Here is a 20495-nt window from a genome sequence, read left to right on the forward strand (position 1 = left end):
TAAAGATATGTTTATATGGAAAGGCATTCCTATGCAAGTGCTTTTCATGGCAGAATGAACGGGAGCTGGGGATTCGTTCACAGCGAGTGCGGGAAAGGAAAGCGCCATGCGTGCGGGCACAACGCGTCAAAAGGCAATCGCCAAATCGCTCACATTGCTGCTTCCGGCAGTTCCCTATTCGGATTCGGAACCGATCAGAGCGGCGGCTCTCGCCCCGCATATGAAGACGCTGCCGCCGTCCACGGCGGTCTGGCTTGCCACCGTGGCGCATGTGCGCCACGCCCATACGGATTATGATACGCTGCGCGATGACGGATATGACAAGGATTCCGCGCGCTTCTTTGTGCTAGACGCGATCAACTCAAAGCTGACGGAATGGCGCGCGACACGGCTTCTGTCGCCGGAAGACGACGAAGCCGTGGAGATGTAAAAACGCCGCCCGGAGGCGGCGTCTTGATCCTAGAGAACCTCGGCCCGTTTAATCGACGGACCCATGCCCCTGCAGATAACCGTGCTTACGCGGGTTCGGCATGAAGATGCTGACCGCAAACACGATGACCATCATGATGGTCACGTACCAGAAGAAGCCGCTTTCCATGCCCTGCTGTTTGAACCACAGCGCGACATATTCCGCCGTGCCGCCAAAGATCGCATTGGCGATGGCGTAGGAAAAACCGACGCCAAGGGCGCGCACTTCCGCCGGGAAAAGCTCGGCTTTCACGATGCCGCTGATGGAGGTGTACATGCTCACCACGGCCAGCGCGATCACGATATAGATGAAAGCCATGGTCGAGCTCTGCACCGAGCCAATCAATGTCATCAACGGGATCGTGGTCAAGATCGAGATGCCGCCAAAGCCGATCATCATGGTCTTGCGGCCGAGCTTGTCGGACAAGGCGCCGAATAGCGGCTGCATGAGCATATAGGCCAGCAGCACGAAGGTCATGGTTTCGCTGGCGGTTTCCTTGCTCATGCCGGCCGTATTGACCAGATATTTCTGCATATAGGTTGTGAACGTATAGAAGGCGAGCGAACCGCCTGCCGTGAAGCCGACAACAACCAGAAACGCCTTGCGATGATGCTTCCAGATGGTGGCGAAGCTGCCGGCAGCCTTGCTGTTGCGGGTTTCTTCCGTGGTCGTTTCATGCAGCGTGCGGCGCAAAAAGAGCGCCACGATGGCCGCGAGACCACCAATTGCAAACGGGATGCGCCAGCCCCAGGCGTGAAGCTGTTCAGACGTCAGCAAGAACTGGAGAAGCACGATCACCAGCACGGCCAGAAGCTGGCCACCGATCAGCGTGACATATTGAAACGACGAGAAGAAGCCGCGACGGCCTGCAAGCGCAACTTCACTCATATAGGTTGCCGTGGTGCCATATTCGCCACCGACCGAAAGGCCCTGCAACAGACGCACGATCAGCAACAGCACCGGCGCCAGCACGCCAATCGATGCATAGGTCGGCAGGATGGCGATGGCAAACGAGCCGAAGCACATCATGGTGACGGAAATCAGCATCGATGTGCGGCGACCCAGCTTGTCGGCGATACGACCGAACAACCAGCCGCCAATCGGGCGCATCAGAAAGCCGGCCGCGAAAATCGCAGCTGCATTCAAAAGCTGGCTGGTCTGATCCTCGGCCGGGAAAAACTGCGACGCGAAGTAAAGCGCACCAAACGAATAAACATAGAAATCATACCATTCGACCAGATTGCCCGAGGCGCTGGCCACAATCGCATAGACGCGACGGCGTGTATCGTGGGCGTCATGCGCCGCTTCGAACTCGCCATTGGCATCGACATGCGTATTTGCATTGCTCATGTTGAAAACTCCCAAAAGCGGATTCTGTTACCCACATCGAACGACAGCGAAAATTTTGGATGAAGCGCAGCGTTATAAGGATGCCTGCTAACTTACTAAATTAGCATCGGTTCCAGAATGCGATCAGACCATAGGAGCAAAATCATTTGCATGCAATCTATTGACTTGTAACCAATAGCAAGGCGGACGATGGCGATCCACCTGCCATCATCCGTCGCAGTTCTTTGAAATAATTGGAAAAATTATAAATGCGCCTGACCGCTGCCCCGGCGAGCGTCAATCACATCCCCGTGTAGTGGCCGGTTTCGGCATGATTATCGCTTCTGGACGAGCATGAAAATACGCGGGAATCGAAGCAGCACCTTGCCGTCGCGAGTCGTCGGATAGTGCGGGGTGATGCGCTCCCTATAGGCTGCAAGATAGGCCGCCTGCTCGTCCGCATCCAGCGGGTCGAGGAATGGCCTGAGACCCGTGCCCTTGACCCACTCCACGATGGCATCCACGCCCGCCAGCGGGTGATTATAGATCGTGTGCCAGATATCAATCCGCGCCGCATCGCCAGCGAAAGCGTCGTAATAAGTCGCGACCGGCGGCAAAGGCCCCCTGCCCGTCGTGCCGATCTTGGCTGCAAAAGGCGCAGTCTTGGCAACGTCGCGCATCCCGATATGGGTTTGCTCGCCCATATTGTCGGGCATCTGGATCGCCAGAAATGCGCCGGGTTGCATCAAGGACAAAAGCCGCTGCAATTGCTCGATATGGTCTGGCAGCCATTGAAAGACGGCATTGGAGAACAGCACGTCCGTTTCGGCGTCCGGCTCGAAACTGGCGGCATCGCTGATGAAGAACTCGACATCCGGCAAACGCGCCTTCGCCTTGTCGATCATATCCGGCGAGGTGTCGAAGCCCGAAATCTGCGCGTCCGGCCAGCGCTCGACCAGAAGCTCGGTTGAATTGCCGGGTCCGCAGCCGATATCCACCACCTTGCGCGGTGTTGCCAGAGGTATCTGCGCCAGAAGATCACGCGCCGGGCGGCTGCGTTCATCTTCGAATTTCAGATACTGTTTTGCGGACCAGTCTTTCATCGTCTTTCCTTTCATCAAATGAAAAGGCCGGTGCGATGCACCGGCCTTAAAATCATTACCTTGTCAGCGGCTTATACGTCACCCGCTTCGGGTTGACGCTTTCCGGTCCGAGACGACGGACCTTATCCGCTTCATAATCCTCGAAATTGCCTTCGAACCATTCGACATGGCTGTCGCCTTCGAAAGCGAGAATATGCGTTGCCAGACGATCGAGGAACATACGATCGTGGGAGATGATAACGGCGCAACCAGCGTATTTTTCAAGCGCGTCTTCGAGCGCTGCCAGTGTTTCCGTATCAAGATCGTTGGTCGGTTCGTCGAGCAGCAGAACGTTGCCGCCTGCCTGCAGCATCTTGGCAAGATGCACGCGGTTGCGCTGACCACCGGACAGATTGCCGACCTTAGCCTGCTGATCGCCACCCTTGAAGTTGAACGCACCGCAATAAGCGCGCGAGTTCATTTCAAACTTGCCGAGCTTGATGATGTCGTTGCCACCGGAAATTTCTTCCCAGACATTCTTGTTCGGATCAAGGTGATCGCGGCTCTGATCGACGTAACCGAGATGAACCGTGTCGCCGATGCGGATCGAACCGGAATCCGGCTTTTCCTGACCGGTGATCATCTTGAACAGCGTCGACTTACCGGCACCGTTCGGGCCGATAACACCAACAATGCCACCGGGAGGCAGCTTGAAGGTCAGGTTTTCGATCAGCATGCGATCGCCAAACGACTTTGTCAGACCTTCCGCTTCAATGACCACCTGACCGAGACGCTCGCCTGCCGGGATCAGAATCTGGGCATCGCCCGGACGCTGGTTTTCCGCAGCTTCGACCAGCTGATCATAAGCCTTGATACGGGCTTTCGATTTGGCCTGTCGAGCTTTCGGGCTTGCGGCAATCCACTGGCGTTCGCGCTCAAGCGCTTTCTGACGCGAATCTTCTTCACGTCCTTCCTGAATCATACGCTTGGCCTTGGCTTCGAGATAAGCCGAGTAATTGCCTTCGTAAGGAATGCCGCGACCGCGATCGAGTTCGAGAATCCAGCCGGTTACATTGTCGAGGAAGTAGCGATCATGCGTGATGAGCAGGACAGCGCCCTGATATTCGCGCAGATGCTTTTCCAGCCATGCGGTGGTTTCAGCGTCAAGGTGGTTGGTCGGTTCGTCGAGCAGCAGCAAGTCAGGCTTCGACAGCAGCAGCTTGCAAAGCGCAACACGGCGACGTTCACCACCCGAAAGCTTGGTGACATCGGCGTCGGCTGGTGGGCAGCGCAGCGCTTCCATCGCCATTTCAACCTGGCTTTCCAGATCCCAGAGGTTCTGGCTGTCGATGATATCCTGAAGCGCCGCACCTTCGTCGGCGGTTTCATCAGAATAGTTCATCATCAACTCGTTGTAACGGTCGAGAATGGCTGTCTTCGCAGCCACACCTTCCATCACATTGCCGAGGACGGTCTTGTCCGGGTCGAGATGCGGTTCTTGCGCGAGATAGCCGCAAGTGGCCCCGTCTGCGAGCCAGGCTTCGCCGGTATATTCCTTGTCGAGACCGGCCATGATCTTGAGGATGGTCGACTTACCGGCACCGTTGGGACCGAGAATACCGATCTTCGCATCCGGATAGAATGACAGGTGAAGGTTTTCGATAACCTTCTTGGCGCCGTAGGCCTTGTTCAGCCCGGACATATGATAGATGAATTGGCGTGCCATAAAGCGCGTCGTCTCCACTGGTTGGAAAGCGCGGGCGGTCCAAACGAAGCCGAGCCGCGCGGAAATTGCTGACGCGTATGTAGGCCAAATAGTGAGCGGACGCAAACGCCATCACGCAAAACAAATATGCCGATTGAGGCATGGCCCCCGGCAGCACACGCTTCAAAAATTGAGCTTAAAAGAATGAAACCGGGCGCGGATATTTCCGTCACCCGGTTTCCCCTCTGGCCACCGTCCGCGAAAGTTTCCTCCCTTTCATCGGACGGCCTGCAAATGATGGCTTGAAATTCTCTAAATGACGCCTTTTATAACCGTCAAAGCCCCTGTATTTCCCCGTTGAAGCTAGATTTGCCCAGCTTTTTCCGCATTTCAAGCAGAATTTGCACAAAAAAAGCTTTTGCCTAAAATTCCCTCATACAACGTTGTCATGCCTCTTTTAATATCGTGCCCAAGCGGGGAATTGACTATTTGCGCGGCATAAAATCAGATGGTGAAATGTCGTTTGAAACCGTCCACCACCTCTCCTTGTCCGACGCGACGCAACTGCCGTTTCGAAACGCGCTTGCCGACGCACCACGCGCGGTCGTTCAAATCTGCCACGGTCTTGCGGAACATTCCGCACGCTATCGGCGGTTCGCAGACGCGCTGGCACAGGCTGGCTATCACGTTTATGCGCACGACCACCGTGGACACGGCGTGAATATCGGCGCCCATGCACCGAGAGGAATGTTTTCACAAAAGCAAGGCCATGATGTGGCGATCAAGGATGTTCTGGCGCTGAACCGCCATATTCATCTCGAGCACCCCGGATTGCCGGTGGTGCTGTTCGGCCATTCGATGGGCGGCCTGATCGCGCTGAACTATGTGCTGGACCATGCCGACACGGTGGATGCCGCTGCGATTTGGAATGCCAATTTCGACGGCGGCCTTGAAGCCAAAGCCGCTGCCGCTCTCCTTTATATGGAGCGCATGCTGAAAGGGTCGGATGTTCCGAGCAGCCTGCTACCGAAGCTGACCTTTCGTGCATGGGGCCGCTCCATCCCCGGCCATCGCACGCCCTTCGACTGGCTGTCACGCGACCCGGCGGAGGTCGATGCCTATGTCGCCGATCCGCTTTGCGGCTTCGATGCGACTGTATCGCTGTGGCTCGATCTCGTGCACATGACCGCACGCGGCGCGGATGATCGCACCTTCGGCAACATCCCGCGCAGCCTGCCCTTTCATCTGGTGGGCGGCAGCGAAGACCCCGCTACTGCCAAAGGCGCTGCCGTCGCGCGACTGGCGGAGCGGATGCGGCGTATGGGATTCACGCGGGTCACCTGCACGATCCTGCCCGACACCCGCCACGAAAGCCTGAATGAGATCAACCGGGACGACGTAACACAGAAATTTCTGGATTGGCTGGCGGAGACCCTTCCGTCTTCAACCATGTCCAGTTAAAAAGCGGCTATTATCTTCTGTATCGAGCTCGGCTCACGATTTCTTGAAGCATCTTGGCTTCGCCGGGTATTCAGTGCTAGAGCATCGGCCCCGAAAGTGATTATCGGTTTCGGGAAAAGCCGATGCTGATCAAAAAACTAGCGCGGCTTGCGCGATATCGGGGCTCCGAACAGCAAAAGGGGAGCCTGCGCTTGAAGAATAGCGCAAGGAACGAAGGAACACTCTGCGTGGAAACACCGACAATTTCTGTGGTCATCCCCTGCCGCAATGAGGCGGACAATCTCGCCTTTCTGCTGGATGAGGTGGATTCCGCGATGCAGGGCCGCGCCTATGAAGTGATTGTCGTCGATGACGGCTCGACGGATTCGACCAGCGACGTCATCGCCCGGCGCATCCATGCGGGCAAGCCGCTGCGCCATCTGCGCCATGACCGTTCATCCGGCCAGAGTGCTGCGGTGCGTTCCGGTGTATTTGCCGCGCGCGGCAAGATTGTGGTGACGATGGATGGCGACGGCCAGAACGACCCGGCCTATCTGCCGGTTCTGGTCGATGCGCTGGTTGAGGCGGGCGAAGGCTACGGCATTGCCGCTGGCCAGCGTCTGAAGCGCACCGATACCAAGCTGAAGCAAATGTCGTCCCGCTTCGCCAATAATCTGCGTGGCGCAATCCTGAAGGACAAGACGCGCGACTCCGGTTGCGGCCTCAAGGCGCTGCATACCGACCTGTTCCGTCAGCTGCCGTTCTTCGACGGCTGGCATCGCTATCTGCCGTCGCTGGCGCTGCGCGAAGGTTTCGATGTCGTGCATGTGGATGTGGTTGACCGCGAACGCCGCCATGGCAAATCCAATTACGGCATCCTTGATCGCGGACTGCGTGGCATACTCGATCTTTACGGCGTCTGGTGGCTGCGCAAGCGCCGCAAGGTCGTGCCGCGTGTGACGGAGATTACCCATGACTGATATTTTCAACAGCCTGTCGCATTGGCTGCACGAAGTGTTCGTCGCGCAGTGGGATGGCTGGATCGTGCTCGGCTTCGTCGCACAGGCTTGCTTCACCATGCGCTTCGTCGTGCAATGGCTGGCTTCCGAAAAAGCCAAACGCAGTGTCATGCCAGTGGCGTTCTGGTTTTTCTCGCTGTTCGGCGGCGCATTGCTGCTGATCTATGCGGTCCAGCGCAAAGACCCGGTCTTCATTGCTGGACAGGGTTTCGGCCTGCTGGTCTATGTGCGCAATCTCTGGCTTATCGCCAATGAAAAGAAGCGAATCGTGGCGAGCGAATAGCTCGCCCCGAGATCAGCTTTTCAGCTGGCGCCCTACCGAACGGTAGTCGAGGCCAGTATCGGCGATGTCTTCCGCCTTATAGACATTGCGCAAATCGATCAGCACGTTGCCAGCCATCGCTTTTGCGACGCGCTTCAAATCCAGCGCCCGATAGGCGTTCCATTCTGTCAGAAGCGCCACCACGCCAGCCCCTTCCGCTGCCTCATAGGCTGAGTTGCACCAGATCACATCCGGCAGAACGGCCTTGGCGGCTTCCATCGCCTCGGGGTCGTGCGCGCGCACCGAAATGCCTGCCTTCTGGATCGCGGTCACGATATCCAGGGCCGGAGATTCGCGGATATCGTCAGTATTAGGCTTGAACGCGATGCCCAGAACCGCAACCGTCGCAGCGCCGCTTTCCTTCGCTGCGGAAACGATCCGCTCCGCCATCGACTGCTTGCGCGTTTCGTTGATGGCGATCACTTCCTCGATCAGCGATTGCGGCGCGTCGTAACGCTTGCCGGTGGCGGCAAAAGCACGCGTATCCTTCGGAAAGCATGAGCCGCCGAAGCCCGGTCCCGCATGGAGGAATTTGGAGCCGATACGGTTATCCATGCCGATGGCGCGTGCAACTTCCTGTACATTGCCGCCGGTCTTCTCGCACAAATCCGCCACCTGATTGATGAAGGTGACCTTCATTGCCAGAAACGCATTGGCGGCATATTTGATGATCTCGGCATTTTCGAGCGAGGTGACGACCATCGGCGTCTCGCGCAGATAAAGCGGGCGATAGAGGCGCTGCATCGCAGCCTTGCCGCGCTCGTCCTCAACGCCCACCACAACGCGGTCGGGCCGCATGAAATCCTCGATGGCCGAGCCTTCGCGCAGGAATTCCGGATTGGAAACCATGGAGAAAGGCACACCGAGGCGTGCTGCGGCAATACGGTCGCGGATACGCGCATTGGTGCCGACCACCACCGTCGACTTGATGACGACCACGGCCCCCGGCTTCATCGCGGCTGCGATTTCGTCCGCCGCCGCCTCGATATATTGCAGGTCCGCCTCGCCGTCGCCACGCCGCGACGGCGTGCCGACAGCGATGAAGATCACATCGGCATCGGCCACGCTTGTCGCAAGATCGGTACTGAAATCCAGCCGTTCGTCACGAATGTTGCGGGTCAGAAGTTCATCGAGGCCCGGCTCAAAGATCGTGACCTTGCCCGCCTCAAGGCGTTCGATGATCGACGGGTTCTTGTCGACGCAGGTGACGTGGAAGCCGAATTCGGCAAAACACACGCCCGAAACCAGACCCACATAGCCCGTTCCGATCATCGCCAGCTTCATATGTTCAGTCCTTCAGTTTGGCTTAGAGCCACTTGTCGTAGTCAGAGACCAGCAGATGCAGCGGCTTTTCGTTTTCTTCAATATTCGAAAAGCGGCCAATCGGCTCGCGGAAAATATTATCGGTGAGGTCGTCATTGACGGTCGAAACTTCACCAATCAGCACGTCGCCGCCCTCGCCCCAGAAAGCATGCCAGTTGCCGGGCAGAAGCGTCACGCTTTCACCGGGCGACAGTTTCAGATGCGCGCCCGCCTTCTGCGTCACAAGACGACCGTCGGTCGCGACCGTAACATCGGAATGCTCATCCACACTGCCGTCCGGCAGCGAATTGAACAGTTCCAGCACCAGCGTGCCGCCACCGCGATTGATGATATCTTCAGCCTTAACCACATGGCGATGCATCGGCGACAGCTGGTTCTCGCGCGAGATCATGATCTTTTCGGCATAAAGCATGCCGCCGCCGCGCTTCAGGTCATCGGCATTGCCGTTGCGTGTCGTAAACAGGAAAAGGCCAAGGTCCTTGAACTTGCCCTGACCGTAATCCGTAATGTCCCAGCCCAGACGCGCATCGCGGATGGCTGCGGCATCGCTGCCGGTTCGCTGCTTCAGCTCTTCCGGGGTCCAGTAGGCAAAGGGCGGCATGACATAGCCGAATGAGCGGATAAACGCATCGCTTTCGCGGATAATATCATTGATTTCTGAGCGCTTCATGACCTCTGGGCCTCCCATGGAATGAAACAGTTTCTGTCTGGTTCGTGTGGTAACTATCTTTTCGGCCTGTTGGCAATCCCGGAAATGCTTTGCATGTCAGCTGTCACGCATATTTGCTGTCCTGACTGCCTGCCGCAAAAGCGACATTTTGGCGTGTCGTCTTTACGCGAAATCCATGTCGCATCCCAATGCGCGTTTAGGACATTTCAGTGATTGAATCATGACAACGGAAGCCAGTTCGAAATCCGAAATGGAAGCGAACAAGCCATTGATGTAGCGGCAAAAGCCGGGCTTCTGGAAGGCTAAGGGAACACCGGATCAGGCCAAGGTCGCTGGGAGAACAGCAAATGCCGATCCTAACGAAGATGAAGCAAGGGTCGTGATGATGGACGTTCGCAATAAAGTGCTGGGGGAAATGCTGGGGCTTTTGTCCGGGCGCGACCCCAATTTCAGCCTGGAGCAGAAGTTTTACACCGATCCGGATTTTTACAAGCTGGATCTGGAAAACATCTTCTATCGTGACTGGCTGTTTGTCGGCCATGATTGCGAGCTGCCGAAGACCGGCTCCTACATGACCGTGCAGGTTGGCGCCTATCCGGTCGTCATCGTGCGCGATGCGCAGGGCGGTATCCGCGCCTTCCACAATTCCTGCCGTCATCGCGGCTCGCGCATCTGCTCTGCCGAGAAAGGCACGGCGGCGAAGCTCGTCTGCCCCTATCACCAGTGGACCTATGAGCTGGACGGACGCTTGCTCTTCGCGCGTCAGGTTGGCCCGGATTTCAAGCCCGCCGAATATGGTTTGAAGCAGGTGCATTGCGAGACGGTCGCAGGCTATATCTATATCTGCGTCGCCGACGAAGCCCCCGATTTCACCGCCTTCCGCAATCTGGTCGAACCCTATCTCGCGCCGCACAATATCAAGGACGCCAAGGTCGCTTTCGAAAGCTCGATCATCGAAAAGGGCAACTGGAAGCTGGTCTGGGAAAACAATCGCGAGTGCTATCACTGCGCCGCGAACCACCCGGAACTCTGCCGCACCTATCCCGAAGCGCCATCGGCGACCGGCGTTCAGGGTGTGATGGAAGACCCGGAAATCAACCAGCTCTGGAAGAACTGCGCCAGCGCCGGCCTGCCGGCAGAATTCAAAATGTCCGAAGACGGTCGTCATCGCATCACCCGCATTCCGCTTCTGCGCGATGCGGTAAGCTATACAATGTCGGGCAAGGCCGCCGTCAAGAAGCCGCTAAGCGATCAGGTTGCAGGCGACACCAATATCGGCGCGATGCTGCTCTTCAATTATCCGTCCACCTGGAACCATCTGATGGCCGACCACGCCATATCGTTCCGCGTTTTGCCGATCAGCGCTGAAGAAACCCTCGTCACAACCAAGTGGCTGGTGCACAAGGATGCGGTTGAGGGCGTCGATTATGATCTGGACGAACTGACCCATGTGTGGATACAGACCAATGATCAGGATCGGCAGATCGTCGAGGAAAATGCCGTCGGCATCCGCTCGCCCGCCTATCAGCCCGGCCCCTATTCGGTCGAGCATGAAGGCGGCGTGATGCAGTTCCTCGAATGGTACACCAATACGATGACGCCGCGCCTCAGCGGTGAAACGGCCAAGCTTAGCCGCGTGGCCTGATCGGCATAGACCGAAATACGAATTGAGAAGCGAGAAGGCCATGCAGCCTCTGAAATATCTGGACGAGATGCTGCCGTGGAACGACAGGCTGCAAATGCTGGAGTGCATTTCGGCCATCGAAGAAGCGCCGGATGTGATGACCTTCTCGTTCAGGACCGAAGAAGGCAACTGGTTCCGCTATACGCCGGGCCAGTTCGTCACGCTGGAACTGCCGCTGGAGCGGGCGGACGGTCTTGGCCCTGTGCTCAGAACCTATACGCTGTCGTCCACGCCGTCGCGGCCCTACCATATTTCGGTGACGGTCAAGGCGCAGAAGGACAGCATCGGCACCCGCTGGATGCTCGACAATCTGCGCCCGCCGATGAAGATCAAGGCCTACGGGCCGAATGGCGACTTTTCGCTCGCCAATCATCCGAGCGAAAAATACCTGTTCATCTCGGCTGGTTCCGGCATCACGCCGATGGTGTCCATGACCCGCTGGCTGTTCGACTGCGCTCCTGGAACCGACATAGCATTCATCAATTGCGCCCGTACACCGGACGACATTATTTTCCGCAAGGAACTGGAACTGCTTTCCGGTCGTATGGATGCGATGCGACTCGCCTTCATTGTCGAGCAGTCATCTGCCCGCCATGTCTGGCCGGGCCTGCACGGTCGTATCGACCGGGCGCGGCTCGAATTGCTGGCGCCGGATTTCCAGCATCGCAAGGTCTTCTGCTGCGGCCCCGAACCGTTCATGAACGGCGTGCGCGGATTGCTGGAACAATCCGGCTTCAACATGGCCAATTATCATCAGGAGAGCTTCCAGCCCGCGAGCGAAATCTCGTCGGTGCCCGTGCCGAGCGCACTTGCGCCCGCCTCACCTGCCGCAGTTGCCGCCCCTCCGGCAGCGCCAGCCGTGGCTGCCGCCAGCGTGGTGTTCAGCCTTTCGGGCGTCGAAGTGGAATGCACCGAAAACGACACCATCCTGCTTGCCGCCCGCAATGGCGGTCTCAAAATACCGAGCGCCTGCGAATTCGGCATTTGCGGCACCTGCAAGGTGAAATGCCTCGGCGGCGAAACCGAAATGAACCACAATGGCGGCATTCGCGATGATGAAATCGCGGAAGGCTATATTCTCGCCTGTTGCAGCCGCCCGCGTGGTCGCGTGGAGATCGACGCTTAAGCTTTCTTCAGAAACTCCGTTCTCAGCACCAAACCCTTGACCTGTTTGGTGCTGCAATCGACTTCGGCGGGATTTCCGGTCAGGCGAATGCCCTTGACCATCGTGCCGCGCTTCAGCGTGGTCGAGGTTCCCTTGACCTTCAGATCTTTGATGAGCGTGACGGAATCGCCGTCATTCAATTGCGTGCCGTTGCTGTCGCGCGTGATTTCGTCTGCCATGGTGATCCCTGCCTATACTGTCACTGTTAAGCGCGGTCCCTAGCACCCTTCTCCATGTTATACCAGAACGCGCATATTCGCTGGTCTCAGTGAAACGGGCTGATTATAGTCGCGGTGAAAAAGCTGAAAATGAAGCAGGTGCGCTTATGATCGGTCATGCCCTTATTGTCGTCGATGTTCAGAATGACTTCTGCCCCGGCGGCGCGCTGGCTGTCGCGTATGGCGATGAAATTCTGCCCGCCGTTAATCGACTGATCGAGGAAAGCGAACACGTCATTCTGACGCAGGACTGGCACCCTGCCGGTCATTCGAGCTTCGCCTCCACCCATCCCGGAAAAGCGCCCTTCGATATGGTGGACATGTCCTACGGGCCGCAGACACTGTGGCCGGATCATTGCGTACAGGGCACGCGCGGGGCGGAATTTCACCCTGCCCTGCAATGGACGCGCGCACAGCTCGTCATTCGCAAAGGCTTCCGTTTCGGCATCGACAGCTATTCAGCCTTCTTCGAAAACGATCGTGAAACACCGACCGGCCTTGCCGGATATTTACGCGAGCGCGGCATCGGTTCGCTGACGCTTGCGGGTCTCGCAACCGATTTCTGCGTTGCCTATTCCGCGCTTGATGCCGTAGCACAAGGTTTTCAGGTACGGGTGCGGCTCGATGCCTGTCGTGGCATCGACCTCAACGGCTCCATGAGCACCATGCTGGAGAAGATGAAGCAGGCTGGCGTCGAACTGGTCGATGAGCCTGCCTCAGCCGCGCATTTACTCTAGCTCGCCATCGGGCATGACCACATAGATCAGCACGGCGATGATGGTGATGAAGAAGCGGAAGGCCGATTCGATGCCGTTCCACGTCTGCGACATCCACATGCCGAACCACTCGCCGCCCACCGATATGAAGCCCACCTGCCAGACCAGAAAGCCGAGCGAAAGCCCGGCAATGGCCCATTTCTTGGAGCGATTGAAGCTGGCCGCGCGATCCGTGAGCCGCCCCAACATGGCGAAAGCCCCGATCCAGCACAGGATGGCGGTCAGCGTTTCAGCCGCGATGATCAGAATATAGCCCGCATGATGCAGGGTGGGATTGTCGATAGCGCGATATTTGATCGTGGCATCGGGAAAGATCGTATCCATCATCAGAACATGCTGGACGAAGGCGAAATTGCTGCCGTAATCGGTGATGTTACCGAAAGCGACCAGGGTTGCGAAGAAGGCGATTACCGCCACGAAAGCGGTCTTGCTCAAGCGAGTAACGATCATGGGTTCCCCTCGATGGTTCTGTCGATTCGGCCAAATCGGCTACCGGCAAACCATATCATCCAGTGCAATAAAAAAGGCGGCATAGGCCGCCCTTTTTGTCATTGATGTCATTGCTTAGTGACCTATGACCTCTTCGCTGTCGTCCTGCCAGTGCGGATTGAGCCGGTTATAGCGCAGCGACGACATGAAGGAGAGGCCGATCAGCACCGCACCGATGAGGCCGGTAATGACTTCCGGTATGTGAACCAGCGTCTGCACATACATCACTACCGCCAGAACGAGGATGGCATAGAACGCGCCATGTTCCAGATAGCGGTATTGGCCGAGCGTCTTGCGCTCCACCAACATGATGGTGAGCGAGCGCACATAAAAGGCGCCGATGCCAAGGCCGATCGCGATGATGAAGAGGTTGGTCGTCAGCGCGAAAGCGCCGATGACGCCGTCAAACGAGAAACTTGCATCAAGCACTTCCAGATAGATGAAAGCGCCAAGACCACCGCGATGGACCATGTCGATCTGTTCCTGCGTGGCGTCCAGCACCTCGCCTAGTCCCTCAACCGCCAGGAAGGTCAGAAGACCAAACAGGCCAGCAACGAGGAATGTGTGCGAATGAACAGCATCCAGTTGGTAGGAGAAGAACAAGATCAGCGCGACGGCAACGCCGATTTCAACGCCCTGCACGGACGCGAATTTCGACATGCGGCTTTCGATGGCCTTGATCCAGTGCACATCCTTCTCGACGTCGAAGAAATATTTCATACCGACCATCAGCAGGAACGTGCCGCCAAACGCAGCAATCCCGGTATGGGCTTCCGCGATCACACGGGCATATTCATTCGGCTGCCAGATGGCGAGTTTGAGCGCTGAAATCGGGTCCGTCCACATGGCCACCGCAACGATGGCCAGCGGGAAAATGATGCGCATGCCGAAAACGGCGATGATGATGCCCCATGTCAGGAAGCGATGCTGCCATTCGGGTGTCATGTCACGCAGAATGCGCGCATTCACGATGGCATTATCGAAGGAAAGCGAAATCTCAAGAACGCTCAGCACGGCGCAGATGATGAAAACGGAGACCATTCCCCCGAAAGTGCCGGTCATCTCGTATCCGAGCCAGACAGCAGCTGCGAGACCCACGACTGTGAAGATCATGGGCCATGTAAAATAGCGTAGGGTGGCCATTGCAAACCGTTTTATTGTTTTCACTAAAGACAGAGCCCTTCCCGACGCCGGTCAAAATCACGACGTCGTTCCCCGGATGGGCTATTGCCTTATGTAAGAGGCGTCAAATCGCCAAACAAGGGAAACAACGGCAAAATTTTGTTCATGTGGCGGAAAGACGCCGGACGCGAGCGATCCCGCGATTTTACTTTTCATATTCTCAAATTCTTCAACAGGCCTATCTATAAAGTCTCGGGCGGAATCTCCCTGAAGCGGGGCAGCTTCAAACAATATCAAAGATCGATGAGGGCAATTGCACAATGGTGGTTCCTGAAGAGCTCCAACGCCGGATAGAAAAAAGCCTCGCGGATGGCGGCTTTACACCGGCGGAAATGCTGCTGCGCCGCGCGCACCGTCTGGCTCTGGACAAGACAAACGGTTCGGGCGCAGCAGCTGATACGATGCTCAAGGAAGCCGGCTTGAGCATTCGCGCCGACGATCTTTCCGCAGTCATTGAAAAGAAACCGTGGCTTCTCGAAGTCATCCTTCAGGGTGTCAATCGCAAGCCCGGCGACACGGGCGATCATCACTAAACAAAAAGGCATAACAACGTTTTTAACGCGCTTTTCTTCGCCAGCCCCCGCCCTATATCGGTTTCGGGGCGTTCTACGCCGATCCGTTCCGATCCCGCATTGAAACGAACATCAGGGGCCATTCCATGCCGACATTGAAACGTTCTTTTGCTGCCACATGCACCGCATTGCTTGTGGCGGGCAGCATGATTGCTGCTCCTGTCGCCGAGGCATGCACGCGCCTCGTCTATCACGGTGCCAATGACCAGATCATCACGGCCCGTTCCATGGACTGGAAGGTCGACGTGGCGACCAATCTCTGGATTTTTCCACGCGGTATGAAACGCTCCGGCGAAGCCGGGCCAAATTCCGTGCAGTGGCAATCCAAATATGGCAGCGTCATCGCCTCCGGCTATGACATTTCAACCACGGACGGCCTCAATGAAGCGGGGCTTTCGGCAAGCGTGCTGTGGCTGGTGGAATCGGAATATCCGCCCTTCGATGAAAAGCATCCAAGCCTCAGCATCGCTGCCTGGACGCAATATGTCCTCGACAATTTCGCAACTGTCGATGAAGCGGTAAAAGCGCTGAGCGACAATCCGTTCAATGTCGTGACCGACAAGGTGCCGGGGGAAGATCGCCTCGCCACGCTGCATCTGGCCATGTCGGATTCCAGCGGCGACAGCGCCATCATCGAATATATCGACGGCAAGCAGGTCATCCACCACGGCAAGCAATATCCGGTGATGACCAATTCGCCGACCTTTGACCAGCAGTTGGCGCTCAACGCCTATTGGAAGGATATTGGCGGCACCGTGATGCTGCCGGGCACCAACCGCGCCGCCGACCGCTTCGCCCGGGCTTCTTTCTACGTGAATGCCATTCCGAAAACGGAAGATCCGGTGAAAACCATCGCCAGCGTGTTCAGCGTGATTCGAAATGTCTCGGTGCCGTTCGGCATCAGCACGCCCGATCAGCCGAATATTTCATCGACCCGCTGGCGCACCGTGGCCGACCACAAGCGCAAGCTCTATTTCTTCGAATCCGCACTGACACCGAATACATTCTGGATCGACCTCAACAAGGTCGATTTTTCGCCCGAAACCGGCAAGGTGAAGAAGCTCGATCTCGGGCCCGACCAGACCAACACCTTCTCCGGCATGGCCAACGATCAGTTCAAGGAAACCGAACCGTTCAAGTTCCTCGGACTTTGATGGAACTCCAAGGCCCCGCCCAATGGCGGGGTCTTTCTTTACTGAGGCTCCGGTCAGCAGCCATCGACGCGCTGAAGCGATGCCGAAAGGCCGATCAGCGAGAATGTGTAGCGCGTCTGCGTGCCACGCGCTGAAACCGCCTGCACATTGACCGCCTTGCCTGCACGCATTGCCTTTATAATCCGCGTTTCATCGGCGATATTTTCCGCCCAGGCGCGATTGCCTTCACTGAAGAAAGGAAATGCTGTGCCATCCACCATGACATTCACGGCTTTGTCTGCCTTGAGATCATAGCCCATGACAAGCTGCGGGCTGTACTGTCCGCTCGACTTGGAAATAATGATGAAATTATCGCCGTGCCTGACATCTACGGGATGAAATTTAACCGGAACCGTCAAAGCATAGCATTTGTTACCGGGCAGATCAGTGTTCTGATAAACGCCCCAGTCCTTGAATTCTCCGATATAATTCGTCTTTGCCGTAGCCACGAGAGAACTCGCCACCAACCCTGCCAGTGCTAACGCAACGGTGGTTGCATTTTTCCTCATCGCCGAAAACCTCCATAATATTGCAAAATCACGCATGTTAAAAAATTATAACATTGCGTTACTATTTCCTTAACAAAGACCTAAAAATTTGTTGAAAATTTGAGAATAAGAATCCGCAATTCAAACAGGGCACAGCAGCGCGATATCAGCCCGGCAGACATAACAATGGATATGATCGGGAAATGACGGGCGAAGCAGCACGAACGTGGTCGGCGCGCGGCTTTCGAAACACGAAAGCCGATCTGCAAGTCTTTGCTTTTAAAGGAAATGGTGGGCCCGGAGGGACTCGAACCCCCAACCAAGCGGTTATGAGCCGCCGGCTCTAACCAATTGAGCTACAGGCCCCACGCAACACTGCACGTACCCTAAAGAAACGGAAGATACAACTGTCAAATCTGCCAGTCGCCCTAATGCGCACATATTCGATTGCGATGGATGGCGTCAGCAAGCCACGATGGTCAGGATTTGAAGCCCGGTTGCATTAAAGGGGCATTTCCATTCTTATATCATGGCGACGCGCATGAGAGGGAACTTAAGAAACAAACGATTTCAACGATAAAGCGAACCGGCAACCCGGATTGCTTTCAATAAGCTGCCTCAACATTCTCTACAGGAGATTTCATGAAAAACCGCGCTACCACGCTCATAGCAGCCTCTTTTTCGGCAATCATGCTCGCAGGCGCTCTCGCCCTGCCCGCCGCAGCCCAGGAGAACCAGATGTCGAGACAGCCTGCGCGCATTGCCGTGACCGGTGAAGGCACCACGACAGCCGCACCTGACATGGCGATTCTCAATCTCACCGTTCTGCGCGAAGCCCAGACTGCCCGCGAGGCGATGACCGCCAATAACGAAGCCATGGCCAAAGTTCTCGACGCCATGAAAAAAGCCGGCATAGAAGGGCGCGACCTCCAGACCGGCGGCATCAATATCCAGCCGCGCTATGTTTTCCCTGACGACAAGAACGGCCTCAAGGAACCGAGCATCACAAGCTATGCGGTCACCAACAGCCTCACCGTGCGCGTCCGTGATCTTGCCAAGGTCGGCGAAGTACTCGACCAGTCCATTACACTCGGCGTCAATCAGGGCGGAGATCTGAGCTTCGTCAACGACAATCCGGCTGCAACCATCAACGAAGCGCGCAAGCGCGCCGTGGCCGACGCTGCCGCCAAGGCTAAGACGCTTGCCGATGCCGCAGGCGTCGGTCTCGGCCGTGTCATCGAAATCACCGAACAGGGCCGTCCGCCCATGCCGATGCCAATCGCCCGCGGCCAGTTCAAGACCATGGCTGCCGCCGCTCCGGAAGATGCCGTTCCGGTCGCAGCTGGCGAAAACAGCTTCAATGTTTCGGTCAATGTCGTCTACGAGATCAAGCAATAACGACAGTTTCGGCCAACAAAAAAGGGGCGCCAGGCGCCCCTTTTCTTTTATCTTTACATCACATTAGCGGATGATCGGGCAGCCGCGCGCATTGGCGAATACAACGCCGCTCGGACGGCCATGGCGGAAGCCGCGCACCTGCACGGATTTGCCACGATAAGCAACCCGCGCATTGCGAATGCCCATGCGATGCGCCTTCATCTTGGCGGATTCAACAGAGCAGGCAGGGCCACGATAGGCCGGACGTCCATGATGCGGACGACCGCGATAATCGACATTGATAACTGCGCCATGGGCGGCAGTGCTGACAGCCGGTGTTGTCATTGCAGGCGCGGCATTCGCCGATGCGCCAGCCGAAAAGACGGCGGCAAGACCGAGTGCAGCGGTAACGGCAAACGACTTGAGCGAAATAGCGGACATTTTGAACCTCTTCCAATTGAGTGTCAGGCCCTCCGCCTGAGACACCCGATAATTAGAACGAGGAAGATGAACGAAACGAAAAGCCTCCGTTCATCTGACATTCAGTTAAGACGAGCGAGACGGATAAGGCAGGAAACCACTGGTAAAACCCATTCAAATTCAAAGAATTAAGAGAACTGAAAAGTGCTGCCTGCTCTCTATTAAATTTAAGCAATGTTATAAAGAATGCGCATTCAATCGGGCATGACCATATGATCGAGATAATCCTCGTCATCTTCCATGTCATGATCGAAGGCGGTTACCTTGCCGCGCACCGAAACGCCCGCCTCATGCACAGTGTCCCGCGAGCCGGAAACCAGCGGATGCCACCAGTAAAGGTCGGAGCCTTCCGCAACGAGACGATAAGCGCAGGTCACCGGCAACCAGTCCACTTCATCGACGATTTCCGGCGTCAGGAATACGCAATCCGGCACGGTGGCCCTGCGGTTTGGATAATCGCGGCACTGGCAGGTTTCAGCATTGAGCAAAGTGCAGGCCACGCTCGTCCAGTAAATCTCGTTGGTGTCGTCGTCCTGCAATTTATGCAGGCAGCACTGGCCACAACCGTCGCACAGGCTTTCCCACTCGCTGCGGGTCAGCTGATTGAGCTTTTTGGTTTTCCAGAATGGCTTGTCGGTCATGTCTGAGCCTATATCGGAAATATGTCGGGAATAGCGTGGACAAATCGCCGCCCTGACTGGAGCTGATGCATACGGCTAATTGACTATTGAAAGCCCGGCCTGCCTGGGCTAAGTCAGAAGCATCATTCCCATGATCGTAAGCGTCTAACGTCAGGCAACGCATCAACCGACCGGAAACGGCCGCCGATGCACTGACGTTGTGTTCCGTTTTCCGCTCTGAATTCCAGGTACTATCATGCCAAATTCTGACACGCCGCGTCGCAGGAAACTGCCAGCGCATTATGCGTCTTTCGTCATGCCGCTCATTCTTTCGATGCTGATGACACTGGTGGTCTCGCTGATCGCAACCGCGAAAAGCCTCGGCCTCACCCATCCCGATCTCGCATCCAACTGGATGAGTTCATGGGTGGTTTCGTGGATCGTGGCTTTCCCGGTTCTGCTGATGCTTCTGCCGATTGTGCGCAAAATGGTTGCCTTTGTGTGCCATCCGGATTGATCCGATCATCGGGACAGTCTCAATAAAAAGCGCCGCGCATGGACCCATGCGCGGCGCTTTCATTTGCAATCGAGACGATCAGCGGAAGATATGCTCGCCCTGCTCGTCAACGATCTGGCGACCCTTGTTCAGCGCAATGCTGGCGGCATCCTCGATGCCGGGGCAACGGTCAGCGCGAACGAAGCGATATTCCTTCAATTCACCATTGATCGTTTTGGAAATCACACCGCACACCTGATACTGACCGCCTTCGCTGTAAGGCGTGGCGACGATCAGAAAATCCTTGTGCTCGGTACGACCGGCCTCTTTCGGCTCCGCTGATTTCTCAGCGGCTTCACCACCGCCGCCGAACAGACGCTTCAGGAACGACATGGT

23 protein-coding genes and 1 tRNA gene are annotated in these 20495 nt (G+C 56.6%); 11 read left to right on the plus strand and 13 right to left on the minus strand.

What is annotated here, in order from left to right; all coding sequences use genetic code 11:
• The first annotated feature begins 106 nt into the window (after positions 1–106).
• Entirely contained in the window at positions 107–430 is a 324-nt protein-coding gene (locus FIC94_RS05265) for a DUF2293 domain-containing protein (RefSeq protein WP_109369431.1), read from the plus strand.
• Positions 431–478: 48 nt separating this feature from the next.
• Here FIC94_RS05265 and FIC94_RS05270 read toward each other — a convergent pair whose 3' ends face one another.
• From FIC94_RS05270 to ettA, 3 genes are all read right to left on the minus strand, one after another.
• The gene (locus FIC94_RS05270) at positions 479–1819 is read right to left on the minus strand and encodes an MFS family transporter (protein ID WP_109369432.1); all 1341 of its coding nucleotides are present in this window, start codon (positions 1817–1819) and stop codon (positions 479–481) included.
• Positions 1820–2133: 314 nt separating this feature from the next.
• Positions 2134–2901: a trans-aconitate 2-methyltransferase gene (tam, locus tag FIC94_RS05275; protein ID WP_140024189.1), complete on the minus strand. Its 768-nt coding sequence runs from the start codon at positions 2899–2901 to the stop codon at positions 2134–2136.
• Positions 2902–2956: 55 nt separating this feature from the next.
• Positions 2957–4606 carry an energy-dependent translational throttle protein EttA gene (ettA, locus tag FIC94_RS05280; protein ID WP_121536424.1) on the minus strand — a complete coding sequence of 550 codons (1650 nt, stop codon included), beginning with the start codon at positions 4604–4606 and terminating at the stop codon, positions 2957–2959.
• Positions 4607–5101: 495 nt separating this feature from the next.
• Here ettA and FIC94_RS05290 point away from each other — a divergent pair, with 495 nt between their 5' ends.
• The 3 genes from FIC94_RS05290 to FIC94_RS05300 all read left to right on the plus strand — a co-directional run bounded on the left by FIC94_RS05290 (position 5102) and on the right by FIC94_RS05300 (position 7327).
• Entirely contained in the window at positions 5102–6046 is a 945-nt protein-coding gene (locus FIC94_RS05290) for an alpha/beta fold hydrolase (RefSeq protein WP_140024190.1), read from the plus strand.
• Between the two features lie 227 nt (positions 6047–6273).
• Positions 6274–7005 carry a glycosyltransferase family 2 protein gene (locus FIC94_RS05295; RefSeq protein ID WP_121536428.1) on the plus strand — a complete coding sequence of 244 codons (732 nt, stop codon included), beginning with the start codon at positions 6274–6276 and terminating at the stop codon, positions 7003–7005.
• Positions 6998–7327, plus strand: coding sequence for a lipid-A-disaccharide synthase N-terminal domain-containing protein (locus FIC94_RS05300; RefSeq protein WP_140024191.1), 330 nt, complete (start codon positions 6998–7000; stop codon positions 7325–7327). Before FIC94_RS05295 ends, FIC94_RS05300 begins: the two co-directional genes overlap by 8 nt.
• 12 nt (positions 7328–7339) lie before the next feature.
• Here the strand turns inward: FIC94_RS05300 and FIC94_RS05305 are convergent, their stop codons facing one another.
• Both FIC94_RS05305 and FIC94_RS05310 read right to left on the minus strand, forming a co-directional pair.
• Positions 7340–8650, minus strand: a complete 1311-nt coding sequence (locus tag FIC94_RS05305) for a UDP-glucose dehydrogenase family protein (RefSeq protein ID WP_140024192.1) — start codon at positions 8648–8650, stop codon at positions 7340–7342.
• A 22-nt stretch (positions 8651–8672) separates the two neighbouring features.
• Complete coding sequence (locus FIC94_RS05310; RefSeq protein WP_109369439.1) at positions 8673–9359, minus strand: D-lyxose/D-mannose family sugar isomerase; 687 nt, start codon at positions 9357–9359, stop codon at positions 8673–8675.
• A gap of 385 nt (positions 9360–9744) precedes the next feature.
• Between FIC94_RS05310 and FIC94_RS05315 the strand changes: the two genes are divergently transcribed.
• Positions 9745–11004, plus strand: a complete 1260-nt coding sequence (locus FIC94_RS05315; RefSeq protein WP_109370267.1) for an aromatic ring-hydroxylating oxygenase subunit alpha — start codon at positions 9745–9747, stop codon at positions 11002–11004.
• 40 nt (positions 11005–11044) lie between these two features.
• Positions 11045–12169: an FAD-binding oxidoreductase gene (locus FIC94_RS05320; protein ID WP_109369440.1), complete on the plus strand. Its 1125-nt coding sequence runs from the start codon at positions 11045–11047 to the stop codon at positions 12167–12169.
• On the opposite strand, the gene FIC94_RS05325 is transcribed toward FIC94_RS05320, so the two are convergent.
• A complete protein-coding gene (locus FIC94_RS05325; protein WP_140024193.1) occupies positions 12166–12387 on the minus strand; it encodes an alkylphosphonate utilization protein in 222 nt (73 codons plus the stop codon). The two genes, FIC94_RS05320 and FIC94_RS05325, sit on opposite strands and share 4 nt — an antisense overlap.
• Positions 12388–12533: 146 nt before the next feature.
• On the opposite strand from FIC94_RS05325, the gene pncA reads away from it, so the two are divergent.
• A complete protein-coding gene (gene pncA / locus FIC94_RS05330) occupies positions 12534–13163 on the plus strand; it encodes a bifunctional nicotinamidase/pyrazinamidase (RefSeq protein ID WP_140024194.1) in 630 nt (209 codons plus the stop codon).
• Here pncA and FIC94_RS05335 read toward each other — a convergent pair.
• Together FIC94_RS05335 and FIC94_RS05340 are read right to left on the minus strand one after the other, a co-directional pair.
• The gene (locus FIC94_RS05335; RefSeq protein WP_140024195.1) at positions 13155–13652 is read right to left on the minus strand and encodes a DUF2165 family protein; all 498 of its coding nucleotides are present in this window, start codon (positions 13650–13652) and stop codon (positions 13155–13157) included. The genes pncA and FIC94_RS05335 overlap by 9 nt on opposite strands.
• A gap of 114 nt (positions 13653–13766) precedes the next feature.
• The gene (locus FIC94_RS05340; RefSeq protein WP_109369444.1) at positions 13767–14834 is read right to left on the minus strand and encodes a DUF475 domain-containing protein; all 1068 of its coding nucleotides are present in this window, start codon (positions 14832–14834) and stop codon (positions 13767–13769) included.
• A 299-nt stretch (positions 14835–15133) separates the two neighbouring features.
• Between FIC94_RS05340 and FIC94_RS05345 the strand changes: the two genes are divergently transcribed.
• Both FIC94_RS05345 and FIC94_RS05350 read left to right on the plus strand, forming a co-directional pair.
• The gene (locus FIC94_RS05345) at positions 15134–15406 is read left to right on the plus strand and encodes a hypothetical protein (RefSeq protein WP_121536440.1); all 273 of its coding nucleotides are present in this window, start codon (positions 15134–15136) and stop codon (positions 15404–15406) included.
• 125 nt (positions 15407–15531) lie between these two features.
• A complete protein-coding gene (locus tag FIC94_RS05350) occupies positions 15532–16599 on the plus strand; it encodes a linear amide C-N hydrolase (RefSeq protein WP_109369446.1) in 1068 nt (355 codons plus the stop codon).
• A 53-nt stretch (positions 16600–16652) separates the two neighbouring features.
• Here the strand turns inward: FIC94_RS05350 and FIC94_RS05355 are convergent, their stop codons facing one another.
• Together FIC94_RS05355 and FIC94_RS05360 are read right to left on the minus strand one after the other, a co-directional pair.
• On the minus strand, positions 16653–17147 hold the full coding sequence (locus FIC94_RS05355) for an invasion associated locus B family protein (RefSeq protein WP_140024196.1): 495 nt from the start codon (positions 17145–17147) through the stop codon (positions 16653–16655).
• Positions 17148–17415: 268 nt separating this feature from the next.
• A tRNA-Ile gene (locus tag FIC94_RS05360) sits at positions 17416–17492 on the minus strand.
• A gap of 276 nt (positions 17493–17768) precedes the next feature.
• Between FIC94_RS05360 and FIC94_RS05365 the strand changes: the two genes are divergently transcribed.
• The gene (locus FIC94_RS05365) at positions 17769–18524 is read left to right on the plus strand and encodes an SIMPL domain-containing protein (RefSeq protein ID WP_121536442.1); all 756 of its coding nucleotides are present in this window, start codon (positions 17769–17771) and stop codon (positions 18522–18524) included.
• A 63-nt stretch (positions 18525–18587) separates the two neighbouring features.
• Here FIC94_RS05365 and FIC94_RS05370 read toward each other — a convergent pair whose 3' ends face one another.
• The gene (locus FIC94_RS05370) at positions 18588–18944 is read right to left on the minus strand and encodes an antifreeze protein (protein ID WP_121536444.1); all 357 of its coding nucleotides are present in this window, start codon (positions 18942–18944) and stop codon (positions 18588–18590) included.
• A gap of 233 nt (positions 18945–19177) precedes the next feature.
• A complete protein-coding gene (locus tag FIC94_RS05375) occupies positions 19178–19624 on the minus strand; it encodes a YcgN family cysteine cluster protein (RefSeq protein ID WP_109369450.1) in 447 nt (148 codons plus the stop codon).
• A 235-nt stretch (positions 19625–19859) separates the two neighbouring features.
• On the opposite strand from FIC94_RS05375, the gene FIC94_RS05380 reads away from it, so the two are divergent.
• Positions 19860–20120 carry a DUF2798 domain-containing protein gene (locus FIC94_RS05380; protein WP_109369451.1) on the plus strand — a complete coding sequence of 87 codons (261 nt, stop codon included), beginning with the start codon at positions 19860–19862 and terminating at the stop codon, positions 20118–20120.
• A 78-nt stretch (positions 20121–20198) separates the two neighbouring features.
• Here FIC94_RS05380 and FIC94_RS05385 read toward each other — a convergent pair whose 3' ends face one another.
• Positions 20199–20492, minus strand: coding sequence for an HlyU family transcriptional regulator (locus FIC94_RS05385; protein WP_078338696.1), 294 nt, complete (start codon positions 20490–20492; stop codon positions 20199–20201).
• Between the last annotated feature and the right edge of the window lie 3 nt (positions 20493–20495).

This window comes from Ochrobactrum teleogrylli (assembly GCF_006376685.1).
In the GTDB taxonomy this organism is placed as follows: Bacteria; Pseudomonadota; Alphaproteobacteria; order Rhizobiales; family Rhizobiaceae; genus Brucella; species Brucella teleogrylli.